23 protein-coding genes are annotated in these 15,984 nt (G+C 38.5%); 11 read left to right on the top strand and 12 right to left on the bottom strand.

Annotated features, from left to right (window positions below):
• The first annotated feature begins 160 nt into the window (after window positions 1-160).
• Entirely contained in the window at window positions 161-1,021 is an 861-nt protein-coding gene (locus ACH784_RS05955; protein ID WP_404394131.1) for a hypothetical protein, read from the top strand.
• On the opposite strand, the gene ACH784_RS05950 is transcribed toward ACH784_RS05955, so the two are convergent.
• Window positions 1,011-1,406, bottom strand: a complete 396-nt coding sequence (locus ACH784_RS05950; protein WP_404394129.1) for a DoxX family protein — start codon at window positions 1,404-1,406, stop codon at window positions 1,011-1,013. The two genes, ACH784_RS05955 and ACH784_RS05950, sit on opposite strands and share 11 nt — an antisense overlap.
• A 100-nt stretch (window positions 1,407-1,506) precedes the next feature.
• Here ACH784_RS05950 and ACH784_RS05945 point away from each other — a divergent pair, with 100 nt between their 5' ends.
• Entirely contained in the window at window positions 1,507-2,385 is an 879-nt protein-coding gene (locus ACH784_RS05945; protein WP_404394127.1) for a LysR family transcriptional regulator, read from the top strand.
• Between the two features lie 26 nt (window positions 2,386-2,411).
• Here the strand turns inward: ACH784_RS05945 and ACH784_RS05940 are convergent, their stop codons facing one another.
• Entirely contained in the window at window positions 2,412-3,227 is an 816-nt protein-coding gene (locus ACH784_RS05940) for a DUF4437 domain-containing protein (protein WP_404394125.1), read from the bottom strand.
• 111 nt (window positions 3,228-3,338) lie between these two features.
• Window positions 3,339-4,226 carry a LysR family transcriptional regulator gene (locus tag ACH784_RS05935; protein ID WP_404394123.1) on the bottom strand — a complete coding sequence of 296 codons (888 nt, stop codon included), beginning with the start codon at window positions 4,224-4,226 and terminating at the stop codon, window positions 3,339-3,341.
• Between the two features lie 128 nt (window positions 4,227-4,354).
• Between ACH784_RS05935 and ACH784_RS05930 the strand changes: the two genes are divergently transcribed.
• The 4 genes from ACH784_RS05930 to rsgA all read left to right on the top strand — a co-directional run bounded on the left by ACH784_RS05930 (window position 4,355) and on the right by rsgA (window position 7,443).
• The gene (locus ACH784_RS05930) at window positions 4,355-4,993 is read left to right on the top strand and encodes an NAD(P)-dependent oxidoreductase (protein WP_404394122.1); all 639 of its coding nucleotides are present in this window, start codon (window positions 4,355-4,357) and stop codon (window positions 4,991-4,993) included.
• A gap of 351 nt (window positions 4,994-5,344) precedes the next feature.
• A complete protein-coding gene (locus tag ACH784_RS05925; protein WP_404394120.1) occupies window positions 5,345-5,899 on the top strand; it encodes a TetR/AcrR family transcriptional regulator in 555 nt (184 codons plus the stop codon).
• A 118-nt stretch (window positions 5,900-6,017) separates the two neighbouring features.
• Window positions 6,018-6,428: an RNHCP domain-containing protein gene (locus tag ACH784_RS05920; RefSeq protein ID WP_404394119.1), complete on the top strand. Its 411-nt coding sequence runs from the start codon at window positions 6,018-6,020 to the stop codon at window positions 6,426-6,428.
• A complete protein-coding gene (gene rsgA / locus ACH784_RS05915) occupies window positions 6,415-7,443 on the top strand; it encodes a ribosome small subunit-dependent GTPase A (protein WP_404394118.1) in 1,029 nt (342 codons plus the stop codon). Before ACH784_RS05920 ends, rsgA begins: the two co-directional genes overlap by 14 nt.
• A 194-nt stretch (window positions 7,444-7,637) precedes the next feature.
• Here the strand turns inward: rsgA and def are convergent, their stop codons facing one another.
• From def to ACH784_RS05890, 5 genes are all read right to left on the bottom strand, one after another.
• A complete protein-coding gene (gene def, locus ACH784_RS05910; protein WP_404394116.1) occupies window positions 7,638-8,138 on the bottom strand; it encodes a peptide deformylase in 501 nt (166 codons plus the stop codon).
• Window positions 8,139-8,333: 195 nt separating this feature from the next.
• Window positions 8,334-8,528 carry a hypothetical protein gene (locus ACH784_RS05905; RefSeq protein ID WP_404394115.1) on the bottom strand — a complete coding sequence of 65 codons (195 nt, stop codon included), beginning with the start codon at window positions 8,526-8,528 and terminating at the stop codon, window positions 8,334-8,336.
• Window positions 8,529-8,564: 36 nt separating this feature from the next.
• Window positions 8,565-8,732: a DUF1328 domain-containing protein gene (locus ACH784_RS05900; protein WP_404394113.1), complete on the bottom strand. Its 168-nt coding sequence runs from the start codon at window positions 8,730-8,732 to the stop codon at window positions 8,565-8,567.
• A 10-nt stretch (window positions 8,733-8,742) separates the two neighbouring features.
• A complete protein-coding gene (locus ACH784_RS05895) occupies window positions 8,743-9,189 on the bottom strand; it encodes a PA2169 family four-helix-bundle protein (protein WP_404394111.1) in 447 nt (148 codons plus the stop codon).
• Between the two features lie 159 nt (window positions 9,190-9,348).
• The gene (locus ACH784_RS05890; protein WP_404394109.1) at window positions 9,349-10,233 is read right to left on the bottom strand and encodes a mechanosensitive ion channel family protein; all 885 of its coding nucleotides are present in this window, start codon (window positions 10,231-10,233) and stop codon (window positions 9,349-9,351) included.
• 451 nt (window positions 10,234-10,684) lie between these two features.
• Here ACH784_RS05890 and ACH784_RS05885 point away from each other — a divergent pair, with 451 nt between their 5' ends.
• The 5 genes from ACH784_RS05885 (at window position 10,685) to ACH784_RS05865 (ending at window position 13,308) form a co-directional block, all read left to right on the top strand.
• A complete protein-coding gene (locus ACH784_RS05885) occupies window positions 10,685-11,239 on the top strand; it encodes a BON domain-containing protein (protein WP_404394107.1) in 555 nt (184 codons plus the stop codon).
• Window positions 11,240-11,354: 115 nt separating this feature from the next.
• The gene (locus ACH784_RS05880; RefSeq protein ID WP_404394105.1) at window positions 11,355-11,930 is read left to right on the top strand and encodes an outer membrane beta-barrel protein; all 576 of its coding nucleotides are present in this window, start codon (window positions 11,355-11,357) and stop codon (window positions 11,928-11,930) included.
• A gap of 382 nt (window positions 11,931-12,312) precedes the next feature.
• A complete protein-coding gene (locus tag ACH784_RS05875; protein ID WP_404394104.1) occupies window positions 12,313-12,633 on the top strand; it encodes a hypothetical protein in 321 nt (106 codons plus the stop codon).
• 2 nt (window positions 12,634-12,635) lie between these two features.
• Entirely contained in the window at window positions 12,636-13,061 is a 426-nt protein-coding gene (locus ACH784_RS05870) for a hypothetical protein (RefSeq protein WP_404394102.1), read from the top strand.
• Window positions 13,054-13,308: a hypothetical protein gene (locus ACH784_RS05865; RefSeq protein WP_404394101.1), complete on the top strand. Its 255-nt coding sequence runs from the start codon at window positions 13,054-13,056 to the stop codon at window positions 13,306-13,308. Before ACH784_RS05870 ends, ACH784_RS05865 begins: the two co-directional genes overlap by 8 nt.
• A 100-nt stretch (window positions 13,309-13,408) precedes the next feature.
• Here ACH784_RS05865 and ACH784_RS05860 read toward each other — a convergent pair whose 3' ends face one another.
• The 4 genes from ACH784_RS05860 to ACH784_RS05845 form a co-directional block, all read right to left on the bottom strand.
• Window positions 13,409-13,753, bottom strand: coding sequence for a hypothetical protein (locus tag ACH784_RS05860; protein ID WP_404394099.1), 345 nt, complete (start codon window positions 13,751-13,753; stop codon window positions 13,409-13,411).
• A 99-nt stretch (window positions 13,754-13,852) separates the two neighbouring features.
• Complete coding sequence (locus ACH784_RS05855; protein WP_404394098.1) at window positions 13,853-14,728, bottom strand: restriction endonuclease; 876 nt, start codon at window positions 14,726-14,728, stop codon at window positions 13,853-13,855.
• A 78-nt stretch (window positions 14,729-14,806) separates the two neighbouring features.
• A complete protein-coding gene (locus ACH784_RS05850; protein WP_404394096.1) occupies window positions 14,807-15,121 on the bottom strand; it encodes a hypothetical protein in 315 nt (104 codons plus the stop codon).
• Window positions 15,122-15,244: 123 nt separating this feature from the next.
• Window positions 15,245-15,856 (bottom strand): SLATT domain-containing protein, encoded by a 612-nt coding sequence (locus ACH784_RS05845; protein WP_404394094.1) that lies wholly within the window; start codon window positions 15,854-15,856, stop codon window positions 15,245-15,247.
• Between the last annotated feature and the right edge of the window lie 128 nt (window positions 15,857-15,984).

Raw genomic sequence — 15,984 nt, 5'->3', positions numbered from 1 at the left:
CTACAAACTTAATCTGTAATCTAATGATTTTAAATAACAAAAATCAGATTATGACGTTGGAGCAAATACACCACCTACCACTTTTATCGTGTTTTAAAACTCTCCATCAGTTATTGTATTTATTGACTATAATAGAATAAATCAACTTCAAGTGGTGTTTATGAAGTACTTACTTTCACTATGTTCTATCTTAGTGATGTCTTTGAGCGTCAATGCAGGAACCATTACTCTGCTCAGCGATGATCCTAAAGACTTAGAATTGTTTTACAAAGATGGGCAGCATGATATTGCCAGTGACTCTTACCGCTTGTTATTTGAAAACTTAGAAAACGTTAAATTTGAGCTAAAAATCGCCCCCACCGCTCGTATTGACGCACTGCTTAAACAAGACAAAACCATTTGTGCTGTTAATCGCATCAAAACCGAAGAGCGCGAGCTTTACAACCTCTACTCGTACCCAGTGCACTTGTATCCAAGTCACCGTCTTTATTACTTTAAAGACCGCACACCTTTGCTCGATAGTATGATCACAAAAGACGGAGAACTGAGCAGTTTACTCAGCTTATTTAACCAGTATCCAAACGCAAGCATTGCCTCTGAAGCTGGTCGCTCATACGGCAAAGTGTTAGATTCTCAACTTGCTAAACTGAATCCTGAAAATGTACTTTCACGTGCTGGCAGTGATGCCTACGAAGCTATGATCAAGTTATTCCAACGTCATAGGGTCGATTTTTTAATTTCTTATCCAACTATTTTTAAGCAATACTACTCCGAAAATAACTCCGATATCGCATCAGTGGCCGTTGCAAAACACCCTCATTTTATTGCCGGACATATTGCATGTAGTAGCACGCCAAGATCTAAGCAAATCATTGAGAAAATAAATCAAACACTCATAGATCTTTACCCAAATAGCGCATTTTTAGCCCTGCATTTACATCACGTTCCAAACAGTGAACATGATTTAGTAACTCGCAGGATCAGCGATTTATTTTTGAAATATAAGCTATCTAGTAAATAAGCTTTTCGAATAAAACTAATAAAGCGTGATACACATATTCATTACAAAAGAGTAAAGCGCCCGATAAAGACAAAGTGACTATTGCTGGTATAGCATCTTTTAGCGTGTCAAAACGTAGATGAAAGAAAATTGCGCCTATTGATGTAAATAGTATGCCGGTTGCACCTAACGCATTGAGTAAGCTGTTGTCTATTAATACTGATAACAGCAAACACAGTGCTGATGCGCTTTCTATCAACCCAATTAAGAACATATGGGTACGATTCAAGCCATAGTTTTTGAAAAAACCTAACTGGATCTGAAAAATCGTCTTCTGCCACCCCGTTAATTTAATTGAACTTGCAAATGAAAAGAACGCAAATAACACCAATGAAATAATCGTCATGTTTAAACTCCGTATTTGATAATGGTGTTATTTAAACATTCCTAAAACTTGCGATAAATGCTATTAATTACATAGTTAATATTCCCATCTGGAATACATAATGGATAAACTTACATGTCTTTCTGTGTTTGCCACCGCAGCGCGTTTGGGTAGTTTTACTGCAACCGCAGACGAGCTAAACATGACTCAAGGCGCTGTCAGCAAACGTATTGCCTGGCTTGAACAAGACTTGGGCTTTAATTTATTTAACCGAACACCTAGAAAGATCACGCTTACAGATGCTGGGAGTGATTACTTAGCCTGTAGCCAAGAGGTGCTTGAGAAGCTGTCGTTAACTGAGCACCAGATCCGCAACGAGCAATCAAAAGTCGTTGGCAAGCTCAGAATTTCTGCGCCTTCGGCGTTTGCAACAAAGCGGCTCGCTGAGCCATTGAAACACTTTATGGCACAACACCCCGAGCTCGAGCTTGATATCTCAGTGAATGATCAACAGGCTGATTTATTCAAAGACAATATTGATATTGCGATCAGGGCCGCTCACCTTGAAGACTCAAACTTAAAAGCGAAAAAATTAATTGAGCATTCCTTATGTTACTTCGCCTCTCCTGGTTACTTAGCTGAAAATGGTACACCTCAAAACCCATCTCAGTTAAGCACCCATAAGTGCATTACTTACTCTTTAATACGACCTTCAAATGTATGGACTTTTGAAGCCAGTAAGGTACAAGTAAACGAAGTGATAAAGAGTGATAACCCTGACATGATAGTGAAAATGGCAAGGTTGGGTTCTGGTATAGCTGCCATGCCAAAATGGATGGTCGAAGAGCATTTTAAAAATGGTGAACTTGTTGAAATTTTACAACAAAAGCATGCATTTTCACTGCCAATGTATGCAGTTTATAAAAATAGCAATTACATTCCTCACAAGATTGGGGCTTTTATTGATTTCTTGAGTGCCCATTTAAAAGAGCATGAATAGTCTCTTATTCATGCTCTAAAAGGCGGTTAATCCCTTACGTCAAACTCACCATTTGAACGAATATATAAAATTGCAGGTTGTGATGAAGAAAGGTTAAATTTACCAACTCCGTTTAACTCTATATAACTCCCAGCTTCTAATAAATCATTGTCCTTTGAACTAGCAAGGTTTACAGCACCTTGAATGATCACAGCTTTAAACTCTTCTGACATAACATGCACATTACCGCTGAAATCAGCGGGTAACTTTAATAGCTGCCCTTTTGTTCTGCCATCATTTGACTGCCATAAAGGTGCTAAAAACATAGCTTGCCTTGTTTTCAACGCTGTCAGTTCATCTGCACTTTGCCACACCAAATTATCAGCATGAAAGTTGAGTGGATACTCCTGATTATTGAACTGCTTTTCACTTGGCTTAACCAAATAAGGACCACTATCTATTTCTAAATAAATGAGATTTTCATCACCGTTTGCTGCGGTAATGTGATTGCCACCCGCAGGTTGCGTCCAATATGAAGTTGAAGGCATCCATAAATGTTCTGCATTTGGATCTGCATTATGTATTAACCCTTTGATCACAATGCCACGGTAAGAGATATTGTGGATATGCGGAGGTGACGAAAACCCTTTTTTAAATCGAACAAGCATGCCTGTAGCGTTGTTTTTTGTTCTATCTCCCCACAGTTCAGCAGCCCCCGGACTTTTGGCACCTCGAAGTGGGTTCAGATAACCCCATTCTACTGATTGCGCTTTAATTACTTTAAGCTCTGCAGTGAAAGCCTTTGTTGAAATAAAAGTGAGAAAAAATGTGACTGAAACAATGTTTTTTAATACATGACGCATAAATATTGTGACTCATCGCTTGTCGATAAAACATAGATTTTAAAGGTTCGTCTTAAACTGTTTTAGCCCTGTAATCACTAAAACAGTTTCAATATTTTTTTGATAATAGATTCATGGCACTATGTCTTCTTGCCAAAGCGCCGCCACAAAATCAATAAAAGCACGCACAACAGGCGATTGATAACTTCTTGATAAGTAAACCGCCCAAAGTTGATTATTCTCAATTTTATAATTTTGCAAAATAGGCACGAGCTTTTTCTCAGTGATGTAGCTCCTCGCAATATCATATGGCAGCCACGCGATGCCCGTGCCATTCATTGCAGCTTGCACGAGTGTAGGTACATCATTACAAACTAATGGCCCGTGTACTTTCACCTCAACACTTTGCTCAGCTTTGATGAATCGCCATTTATCATGTGACAAATGCACTAAACAAGGGTGCTCTGCAAGCGCTTCAGGCTTTTTGGGGGCTTTATGTTTTTTTAAATATTCTGGAGATGCACAAACACATGCGCCTATCACCATCAGTCGTCTGGCAATCAAGTTTTCATCGGGTGTATTAGTATATCTGAGCGCAATATCTATTCGTTGCTCAACTAAATTCGAAAAACTATCGCTGGCATGAATATCAATTTTAACGTTTGGATGCTGCGCTATAAATTGACTGACGGCATTGACCAACATATTTTGGGCAAAACCGATAGGACTCGAAATTCGAACCGTGCCCGATAACGTTTGCCTGCCTTCGGTACTCTCAGCGATCAAAGCACTGGTTTCATCGAGAATTCGCTCAAATCTATGTAGAGCTTGTTCTCCATGCTGCGTCAAGCTCACCTTTCTGGTGGTTCGATGCAATAACCTTTGTTCTAGCCATTGTTCTAACTCTTGTACATGACGAGTCACTTGAAGACGACTTAGATCAAGACGTTCAGCGGCTTTCGTGAAGCTAGATAAATGCGCCACTTCAACAAAGCTTTTAATGGCAGTAATACGATCCATATTAAAAATTCAGCCCATTATTAGATAGCAAATAAGAAATAATCTATTTCAATTTTGCTCGATTATTTCATCTTAGTTTTCTTCTAATCTAGACACAACTCAAAACACTTACCCAAGAGGAAAATATTATGAAACTAATCGTATTAGGCGCATCAGGTTGGATAGGCTCTCATATCGTGGCAGAAGCAAAATCAAGAGGTCATGAGATCACAGCGCTAGTTCGAGCACATGATAAATACGACGTACCCAATGTCACCGCAAAATCATTCGACTTAAATAACCCATCAGATAACTTAAGCGCTTTAATCAGTGATGAAACGGTGTTTGTTGCGGCCATTGGTGGTCAAGCTTTAGGCAATCACGAGATTGTAAAAAATACCGCAGAGCGATTACTCAATGAATTACCAAGCACCAACATTGAGCGTTTACTATGGGTTGGTGGCGCAGGCTCGCTAGAAGTGGCACCAAACTTAAAGTTAATCGATACCCCTGAATTTCCTGCTGAATATAAAGATGAAGCCATTGCGCAAGGTGAAGCACTTGACGTGTTTAAACAGTCGAATAGCCCGTTAAACTGGACGTTTATTAGCCCTGCAGCTGAGATTTTCCCGGGTGATAAGTTAAACCAATATCGTACCGGTGCTGAGCAACTAATTACCGATGAGCAAGGCAATAGCCGTATTTCAGTCGCCGACTATGCCGTCGCATTCGTAGATGAGATTGAAAAAGCAGCACATATCAACAAAAGAATGGGTGTGGCTTACTAAGAAAAAAGCCTTGATGCTCAGTGAACATCAAGGCTTTAAATACTCAATGCAATAAGCTTAATAAGTCTTAACTTAATCTGACAGCTTTGATTTCTAGGTTTTGCTCAAATCTAACTGCCGTATATTAGCCAGCAGAGGACTTTCAACCTTCATAGTTCTAACAAGCAAAATAATTTATTCTCAGTCAAAATGACCTATTTAAAAACATCATCCTAGCAAGATTGCCTTGCAAGTAAGCCCTGTCCTTATTTGCAAAAAAGAAAAGAACAAAAAGCAATCAGTTGACAAATGTTAACGTTAATATATTATGCACTGACTGTACGGTCAGTACTTTTTTGAATGAGGTGTTGTGTGGATAAGCGTGAAGAAATTTTAGATGTTGCTACTAAGCTTTTTGCAAAAAATGGCTTTGAAAAAACGCCAATATCTGCAATTTGCACAGAGGCAAATATTTCAAAAGGTCTGGTATTTCATCACTTTAAAACTAAAGATGAGTTACTAAGAGAGATTTTCGCTCGAATAACTGAAATCATAGGTAACTCGAGTAAAGCGTACAAACAAAAAACAGACCCAACCCAAAGGTTAATTGCTTTTATTGAGTCTATTTTTTCGGCAATGTCGGTTGATGAGCATAAATATATCTATCAGTTAAATTTTAATGTTATGTTTCAACCTTCAACAAGAAGTCTACTTCAAGATTTAATTGAAGAGAGAACTAACATTTTACAAACCGAAGTTAAGGAAATCTTTGACTTTTTAGGTTATAAATCAAGCAGTATTATAAGTAGGCTATTTGTCGCTGAAGTTGATGGTATTGCATTGAACTACTTATTTCTTGGCGATGATTTTGATTTGCCAGCAGTAAAACAAGTATTTATTGAGAAGTACGTAAAAATGGCCAAATAAAAAAGGCCTTTTGCAAACATTATTTATCAAAATTTTTTACATAAAAAACTGACTGCACAGTCAGTCAATATATATTTTGGTTAAAGGAGAGCCATCACTTTAAAAGAGGTTAAGCATTATGACGAGAAATAATACCATTCGACAAAATCCACAAGAATCATTTATTTGTGCATCATGTGGTCAAGGAGTTTCGCCAATTATTTATGGTGGTCAGCATAGAAACCATTGCCCATATTGTTTATGTAGTGTGCATATGGACATCAAAGCTGGGGATCGCCGATCAAGCTGTCGAGGAATTATGCAGCCAATAGGCATTCATGTTCAGAAAAATCAAGAATGGTCATTAATTCATAAATGTTCAAAATGTAAGACTATCAGAACCAACAGAGTCGCTGCGAACGATAACGAATTGTTGCTTCTCACGATAGCTGCGGAACCAATTATGTCATTACCATTCCCATCAAAAATGGTCTTAACAAGATTAAAGCAACTTAGTATAGAAAGCGGTAGAAACAATGAACACACATAGCAAGTACAGAGTTATTGAAAAGCATTACGATAGTTATAAAATTCAAACCGAAAGCGGGATTAAGTCTGCAATATTAAAAGGCAGTTTTTTACATACTATTAAAAGTAAAGAGTCTCTCCCATGTGTCGGAGATTGGGTGAACGTAGTAAATGAACACTCTCACTATTTAATTAATGGTATTGAGAAAAGACACAGCCTTGTTAGCCGAAAATTCACTGGTAACACTACCGAGCAACAGGCAATCGCAGCTAATGTTGATTATGTGTTTATCGTATTGGGTCTTGATCGTGAGCGGCATTATTCTGACCGATTACTTGAACGACTGCTGACAATTGCTTGGAATAGCGGCGCTACTCCTATCGTCATTTTGAATAAATGCGATCTAAATGACATGGCAAGTTTAATTAAACGGCAGTTAGAAACTGTTGCGCTGGATATTAATATCATTATTTGCAGCGCGGAAGATAAAACAGGCATCGAAGAAGTTGTGTCATATTTGGTAAATGGAGCAGTTGGAATGTTTATCGGCCCATCTGGTGTAGGTAAATCAACGCTCACAAATACTATTCTCAAAAATAGTATACAGAAAACTAATTCCGGCAGAGATAAAGATAAAAGAGGACGACATACCACTTCAGCGTGTTATCTGTTTGAATTAGAAAACGGCGGGTATATTGTTGACTCTTCAGGTATCAAAGAGGTACAAGCTTGGGCTGAATCAGAGGATATTGAAGCCGTTTTTGGTGAAATTCAAAATGCATCTAATTTGTGTCATTTTCGAGATTGCTCACATGAAGGTGAACCTGGCTGCGCAGTTCAACAAGAACTAGAAAACGGAAATATAACAGCCGAGCGATATGATAGTTACCTACACTTAAAACAAGAGCAAGCTTTCTTAGAAAGAAGAATAAATGCTCGAAATAAAAGTGTAGAGCGACAGCATGATAAAGATTTCACAAAAATGGTTAAATCTACTTTGAGCAAAAAACAAATTTTGCGAAATGCACAACGTTAAGAAAAATGCGCCTAGGAATTTTTTGGCGCATTTTTCTTAGTTAACTAGAACTATTAGTTTAATTTTAAGTATTGAAATTAGTATACATTGTCAACGACTGCCCTTCGCTCATAGCTGTTTGTCAGGTGAAGTCCAAATCAATTCATCGAAACTGTAAGATCAGATATGAGCTACTGCTGTTTACCCCAAAGCGATTAAGCCGCTTTAATCGCTTTCTTAACCTTTTTCATCGCCATTTTTTGTTTTAAAGGCGACAAGTAATCAATGAACAGCTTACCTTTCAAATGGTCAATTTCATGCTGTAGCACGATTGCTAAAAAGTCATCGCTTTCAACGAGTACTTCTTTACCTGTTCTGTCTAAACCCTTGACTTGTACAGAGGTAAAACGTTCTACATCAGCATAATATCCCGGCACTGACAAACAGCCTTCTTGACCCATCTCTTTGTTAGACCCACCCACCACTTCTGGGTTAATCAGAATTAACGGTTCGTTTCTTTGTTCAGAAATATCTATGATGATAATGGCTTCTTTACGGCCAACTTGAGTCGCCGCCAGACCAATGCCATCATCGGTGTCGTACATAGTATCCAGCATGTCATCAATCAAAGTTTGCACACTTTCTACGTCAGTTACTTGCTCTGCAACAACTTTCAATTTTTCATTTGGAGCTTTTAGAATCTCTAAAACAGCCATTTTACCTCTATGTTTTTCACGCTCTTAAATAATGGGCGAATTATACACATATTATGCTCAAGCGTTGTGATCTCATTTGGTACACCAACAGGGCTGTAGATAAGGTAAGAGAATTGAGAAAACTAAACCTCAGTTAACAATCACGTTAACTGAGGTTTCTTTGTTAGTGCTGATTTTAGAAAGTCTGCGATTTACTTAGCACTCTTCATTCTTCGCGTTTACTTCTTCTTTAACCTTTTCGCATGCATCTTCAACGCTGTTTTCAACTTCTTGAACCTTCTCATCTAAGCGTTCACCAGCCTCTTCTGCAGGGCCATCATTACAGCCAAATAGCGCCAAAATTGAAATAAAACCAAATACTTTTGCTAGAGTTATTGATAATCTCATCATTAATCTCCTATAACGATTTAAATATTCAATTCCCTCTTAATTGGGAGTTTTTCTCTTTCCAAAAAAGAATGAAATGACCATAAATGCGATAAATACAAAAAATAAAATTTTAGCCATTCCAGCTGCTGCGCCTGCTATGCCTGAAAAACCCAACACAGCAGCAATCAGCGCAAGACATAAGAAGGTTATTGCCCACCTAAGCATGCTCTCCTCCTTAAGCGGTCAACTCTTGTAACTGCTTCATCTGGTCATGACAAACCTGCATTCGGCTTTGAATTTGCAGCAGTGCACTTTTGCATTTTGGCGGTAGTGGCTCACTCAATGCCTTATCAAGCTTATCTAGCACTTTATCTTCAACTTCTTCTAACTGAGAAATATAAGTGTGCGCTTTGTCAGTACTTAAAACGCCAATGACTTTGGTGTAAGACTCACGAATATCAACACTCGTTGCAGTGTCAGTCTCAACAGTACCTTCATCTACGAAAACAAACGGCTGAAGATCAGAAATTGCTTGCGCTTTATCTGCGATCATTTGGTCAAACACGCGGTTCAAGTTAGTGCTATCCAGCTTTTTCTTAGCTTGAGTGTAAAATTCAACGCCACCGTTAAGCACTCTAATTAGATCTTTCACAGGGCTCATATCGTAGTTTGAATGTGTCATAAGTAACTCCTTTCATTTCGATATTGTTTAAATTCAGTAAGTGTTTTAATTACTGTGAACTCTATGCAGCAGGTTTAATGCCAAACTTAAATATTTGTTTTTAAAGAAAAAATAAAAACCAATTTTTACACGATGAAAATATTACATAGGCTTTGTAAATTATTCCTGTGTAAATTGTGCACCTAACCGTGTGCCGCCTTTTGCATTGAAGTCGAGCGTTCTAATAGGGAATGGAATTAATATGTCATTATCTGATAGCACTCGATTAATCGTGCAGATGGCTTTGTGGCGCACCAGCATAAAGCTTGGCTCACTGGGATAATCAATCCAAAACCACACTAGTAAGTTTATGGCGCTATCACCAAATGATGCTGCATATACATCTGTTTCGTCGGGATCTAAAACAAAGTCATGCTGATTCAGCGCTTCTACAATCAGTGACCTTGCCCGCTCAGGATCATCCGCGTAAGAAATACCAACAGGTATCTCTATTCTGCGTTTGCCGAGTTTCGAGTAATTCTGCAGCTCATTTTTAAATAATGTTTTATTCGGAACATATGACAGCTGCCCATAAAAATTTTCAACCAGGGTGTTTCGCAAATTGATCCTGCTCACTGTTCCGAAGCAGTCTTTGGTTTTTATGATGTCACCCACCATAAATGGCTTTCTTACACTCATGACGAACCCGGCTATCAGGTTTTCGGTCATATCCTGAAACGCAAAACCAATCGCTAGCCCTATAATGCCGGCACCAGCTAATAAAGACATAACCGCACCAGAGAGCTTCACAATATCTAACGCAAAGAAAACACCCACCAAGATGATGATGATCTTAAATACTGAGCTGATCAAAGACGCGACTTGTGCTGTTTTAATAATTCTATAGATGACTTTTGAGAACCAAACCGACAATACCCTCGCGAGCAAAGTGAAGAATATCAAAACACATAATGCCAAAATTATGTTGGGTAATAGTTGAATAGCACTTTCTAACCAGGCGATTAGTTTTTCATTAATGAGTTTCCAAAATTTATCTATTTCCATTATTCATAACTCCTGAGTATTTTTTAAGTTTGATGAATAATGCAGAAAGCATTCCTCTAAGAGTGTGTAAACAATATTAGACTCAGTGTTGATAGCCTTTTTTTGCCAGCATAAATAAGGCTTACACAACCTAAGTTAAGCCTCTTTACACTCTCGAGCTTGTGAACATACCGCCTTTAGACGTATTAGCACATCGTATTGGTAAAGCGCGGCATTGGCTCATTACTTGATTGAGCGATTTATTCTAAAAGCCTCTATTTGGTCACTAGGCTGCACCAAACTAGAAATTGCGCTTATAAACAGCGTAACTTTTACAGACTTGCTTCAAAACTTCCCTGTAAGAATTTCAGCCCTCACTTGCACAATAAAAATAAACATTAAAAATCAATAGGTTAAAAATGGCACATCACATGCAAATATTAATTCGACTTTAAATTAAAGGAGTTTAATTATGAAAATCACATTAATTGCAACAGTTCTAGTTTCAGCACTTACAACAACTTCTGTATTTGCATCTGACAACAACTGGGAAAAAGAAGCGAGTGACGCCTGGATTGATGGCAAAGCCGAAGCAACACTACTCTTTAATGGTGAGCTTAATAACTTCGACATAAACACCGATGTAAAAAATGGTGTTGTGGTATTAACGGGTGAAGTTGAGCGTTCAGTAGATAAAAAGCTAGCTGAAGAGCTTGTACTAGGCATCGATGGTGTTAAGAAGGTCAAAAACGAACTGACTATTTTAGACATTCACAAAAAGGCAGACAGTAAAGAAGACAGCAGTGCTTTTACTGACGCTAAAATTGCCACCGTCATTAAGTCACGATACCTGTTTGATACAGACGTAGACGGCACAGACATTGACGTTGATGTAGAGCGCCGCATTGTAACTTTAAACGGCCACGTAGCAAGCGAAGCTGAGCGTGACTTAGCAATTCAAATTGCGAAAAATGCTAACGATGTACTTGAAGTAGAAGACAACTTGCGTATCAGCAGCAAGTCATAAATTCAAATCTGTGAGGGGCTTGCCCCCTCTCCTCTAAGTATCAATTTCATTAGTTTGGTAATCAATTTTTATCAAATAAAGCTTATTTAAGTTTCAATTTAATAAAGGAATGAACATGAAAAAACTAGCTATTACTGCTGCGCTTTTTGCGTCATTAGGTTTGGTATCAACCACTGCTTATTCAAAAGAAACGTTTTGGCCCGATGGTTATAAAATCTACACGGGTATTGGCTATGGTCAGTATTCTTTTCAATGGGACGACAGAGAAAACGACACCTCGTTTGATGACGACTCCTCAATGTTAAAAGCTTACGTAGGTACAAAAATTAACCCTTACTGGAGCTTTGAACTAGCCTATGAAAACTTTGATGAAGCAAGTGACATCGATAACTCAGCTGAAGTCGATGGTATATCTTTATCAACAAGGTTATCTGCTCCGCTAAATGAACACTTTTCAGTTTATGCAAAAGGTGGCTGGCTTGAGTGGGATGCTGACGTGCATGCAGATATTCCTGCCATTGGTCGAGTTTCATCGAGTATAGACGGTGGCGACTGGCTATACGGCGCCGGTGTTGAATTTCACCTCAATGAAAACGTAAATATGCGCTTAGAATATACGCGCTATGAACTTGAAAACAATATTGACCCTGATATGGACGTAGCAGCCATATCTGTTGAATACCAATTTTAAAGGTATTGCTACCGAATTTATCCCTTTGACTGATGCTCTTTTTTTTAGAGCGAGTTTGAGCGCTATATTTTATAGCGCTTTTTTTGTTTCTGCTTACTGCCTTATTAAATCTTATTAGACCGTGTTTATGCGCTTCGTGGCGTTCACACACTTAAACGCCCCTCAGGCTTATTCATCAAATGCCTTTTGCCAGTAACACCCTCAAGCCAGCTCAATGGCGATTGCTACTTTGTATTTATTACCGTGTAAATTTTACCCCCTTGCTTACAAAGCTACTCACCTACCATCCACAAAAAACCATAAAACACTGATAAATAAACACTATTTATCTGGCAAGGCACTTGCAACTCTCTAAGTGACTAACACAAATAAGGAGTAATTTATGAGTAATCAATCTCAATCGAACAGTAATTCAAAACAAAAGCCAAATGGCCAAGACACAAGCCACCCTGTTGCAGATAACCTCGCTGAATCTTTACATGAATCAGTCGACTCATTGCACGCAACTGCTTCTCGCACAGAAACTTCACTAAGAGAAAAAAGCCATGATTCAAGCAAGGCCATTAATATGAAGCGTGAAAAATTGCAGCGCGCCTGGGATAAGTCAGGTGTAAAAAAATACGCCACTGAGAACCCGGTTAAAACGGCTGGTATTGCATTTTCCCTTGGCATGCTAGCAACCATGCTATTAAGGAAAAAATAACGATGCAAGACAAGGACCGCGTCGCTGATCAAAGCACAGCTCACGAGCGCAAACCTGCGCTCGCTGAGCTCACTGATTCGGCTTCATTGCTATTAGACAGCTATAAACAAATCGCAGAAGCAACCCTACATTTACTGGGCGCTAAATTAAAAGCGAATGCTCAAACCTTATGTATAGGGCTTGGCGTTATCTTATTCGCCGCTGTTTTAGCCGTCGCGGTGTGGGTATGTGCTCAGGTGTTGGTTGTTTATGCACTCAATTATGCAGGGCTTAACCTGTTTTTATCAGCAGGCTTGGTACTGAGTATTAACTTTGCGGCGGTCATTTACTTAATTCTGACAGGGCTAAAGCTCTTTGATCACAGCATTGACAGTTTAACCTCAGGCTTCTTTTCAGAGTTTGTACAAAAGGATAAAAACGATGACTAAGCTTGCAAATCATATTATTAATAAGACACACCGAATCGTTAACGAACAAGAAGAAGCGCTATTTAACGCTTCACAATTTAACAGACTCACTAAGGTGCGAGCTCGTAAAGCTATTGCAAACACAATGAACTCACCTGAAGGGATTGCCCTCACTTTTGTTGTCGGTGCACTCAGTGCTAAATATGGTAAGTATGGTGCGCTCAGAAAAGTTGTGCTTATTCGCAGAGTCTTGCAAGGACTTATTTGAAAAGCCCTAACTAGATCTGGTTAGGGCAATAGATTTAGATATTAGTGTTGTATAGGTGCGAGTAGCAGTTAATTTGCAACGTATTTTTGTATGAGCTGCGCTACAAGCGGTCAAAAATTCCTTTAAGATCTGCGATCGTAGTCGCATTACTGACTTTGGCAACCATGTCTCCTTTAAAACTATTTTTGCGAATTTCAATAGTGTCATCTTCATGTTCGTAACGAAAAGCATATCTTTGTGAGTTCTTCGTAAACCATAACATATTTCCAGTTGCACCCTTGCTACCCCTAACTTGAATATCTGAATCAGCATCCATTGTCAAAACAATCAAACCAAGAAGTGGGTAAATCACTTCACTTACATTTGGCGCATGATGCTCTGAGCGTGCCACAACCCCCAAAAAATACTCTTGCAATAACTCAACCTGATTAACTTTTACTGCCATTTTATCTCCAAATTTAATTTGTTGGCCTAAAATCTGAAACAAAGTGTATCAAACCCCAAAATAAAACTGCCGAATGTGACGTGGCACCTTAGTTGATTGTTAAGTTTGTGAACCCCAACCTTTGACAACGCGCTCCTTGAATATCGCAGTCTTTGAGCTTTTACCTAAGTATTCGATGACACCTATAAGTTCCTTTGAAAAGTCTATATGAATAGACTGCTCAATTGGCTTAGATACAAAATATGTTATATCTGCGGCAAGCATTTTCAGTTTCATATCACCACAATGCAGAAATGCGTTATCAAAAGTAAGGGTCAGACTTCTTTCACCAAAATCCATTTCAGCACCTCGCCCCAACCTTTCCTCTAATGCTAGAAGAGAGTATTCCTCCGACTTTCCAACGTCTTCAATGAAAGTCATATCATTACGCATATTAAGTTGGAAATTGCCATTTGAAACGTCAATCTCCGTATTTTCCTTAACCCAATTTCCATCTATTTTAGGTGTAAATGAAATAATTCTTGCTGCAGATATTACTTGCATACTTATCATAACTTCTTTGATTAAGGGCGTGCCATCCTCAAGCTCCCAATCTGTGTCTTTTTGTTCACGCACAATCAAGAGCTCAACTCTATTATTTTGAGCTTTGATTTTTGCACCAGATTGGTAACCTGTTTTTGTCGCAAAAATTGGCTTTAAATCAGGTATGTCTCGAATTTTCCCCAGTAGAGCATCTATTTTCTCAATGCTAACTTTTGATGCATAGTCTTTGCATTCAATTACAGTTTTATATGTAATGCCTGCTAGCTCGTATTCCCAATAAAGATCAAACTCACGAAGAATACCAGAGTTATCTTTTATCTTTTTATTCTTCTCAATTTGAATATTTCGTAACTCTGTCCACTTCTCAGATTCAAACAAAGCTTTTTGTAAAGAAGCGACAAACTCCTCATAATCTCTACCACTATTGCTCAATACTACCTCCAAAGTTAAACATAAATATAACGCCGCCAGCAGAAGCGTAAAGTGCCCTGCTGGCTAGCCTTGTTAAATTTAACTGTACTGTCCCCAATTACGAGCAATAAACCAATTAGTTGGCCATGTAACAAACTCAGATGGGTCAAAACTTTCAGAAGTAAACTCCATATTTACTATCTGATTTGGTAGCAGTGATAGTACATGATTCCTTTCATCACTCTCATAGTCCCAAAGGTGGAATCTATCATCTTGGTTATGTGCTCGCCTGCTAGGACCAAAATCCATAGGCGCACAAAGCCTAGTCAGGTTATGCCCATCCTCTTTAGAAGCAAATGTAAGCCTGATCTTAGTTTTATTATGAATAGCTTGGATAAAGTTATTTTCGAACATTTAAAAGCCTCCTTGGCTAGATTGGAAGTTTAACGCTTGCCTAATCGGCGCGAAACTGCAGGCTAAAATTAGCACCGAAGGAACGCAAGCCTGCAGTTTTGCGCCCTTTGGTTTAGGAACTTGTTATGAAGCTGGGTGAAATGATGTAAAGACTTTATAAAGCACATACCCCAAAAACAGCCACGCTGGAAAGTAAAGCATTACACCTTTCAATTGATGATACCTAAATTTGCCACTAAACCAGATATAGCCTAAATATTCTGAGAGCTTTGTTGGCTTAACTTCAAGTTTCGTTGCGTAATAGTCTACGACTTCATGATTTTCATATTTCTCAAGAATGGCATAATATTCTTCAACCAACTCCGAATATTGAGTTTCAGTACAAGAACGTATGTAAGGTTTAAGTTTGCGGGCAAGCTTACCTAACTCAACACCGTTTCTTTGCATTGCTTCAGAACGAGAAATGAAGTTTTCTTGCCCAAGCAATAAAGAGTAAACCAGTACCAATACTGCTAAAATAGATTGGATAAAGTTAAGTTGCTGATTATCAATTCCAACAGATATACCCCAAGCCTGAGACATTGGAATAATTAGTAAAGCTATTGATATAAAAGCTACAGTCCATTGAGAAACTCTATGATGAAATTTGAACCTTAAACTAGCCCCATATCGAGAAGAAGTCGTCATTTTGACTCGACGTAGCAATTCTCCAACATCATTGTCTAACTCTTGCACGTACAGATTCCTTCTTGCTTCATAACAGCTTTAGCATAAGAATAACCCCTGATTGTATCGAAAGAAAATCACAAATAACTCCTGCTAATTTCATTAACAATAAAATGCTTCTTAAGTAGACTTAACAC

It is taken from the genome of Pseudoalteromonas phenolica (assembly GCF_044788725.1).
Taxonomy (GTDB): Bacteria; Pseudomonadota; Gammaproteobacteria; order Enterobacterales; family Alteromonadaceae; genus Pseudoalteromonas; species Pseudoalteromonas phenolica_C.
Note: the sequence above shows the minus strand (reverse complement) of the source record. Positions and strands in the feature narration are given on the sequence as shown.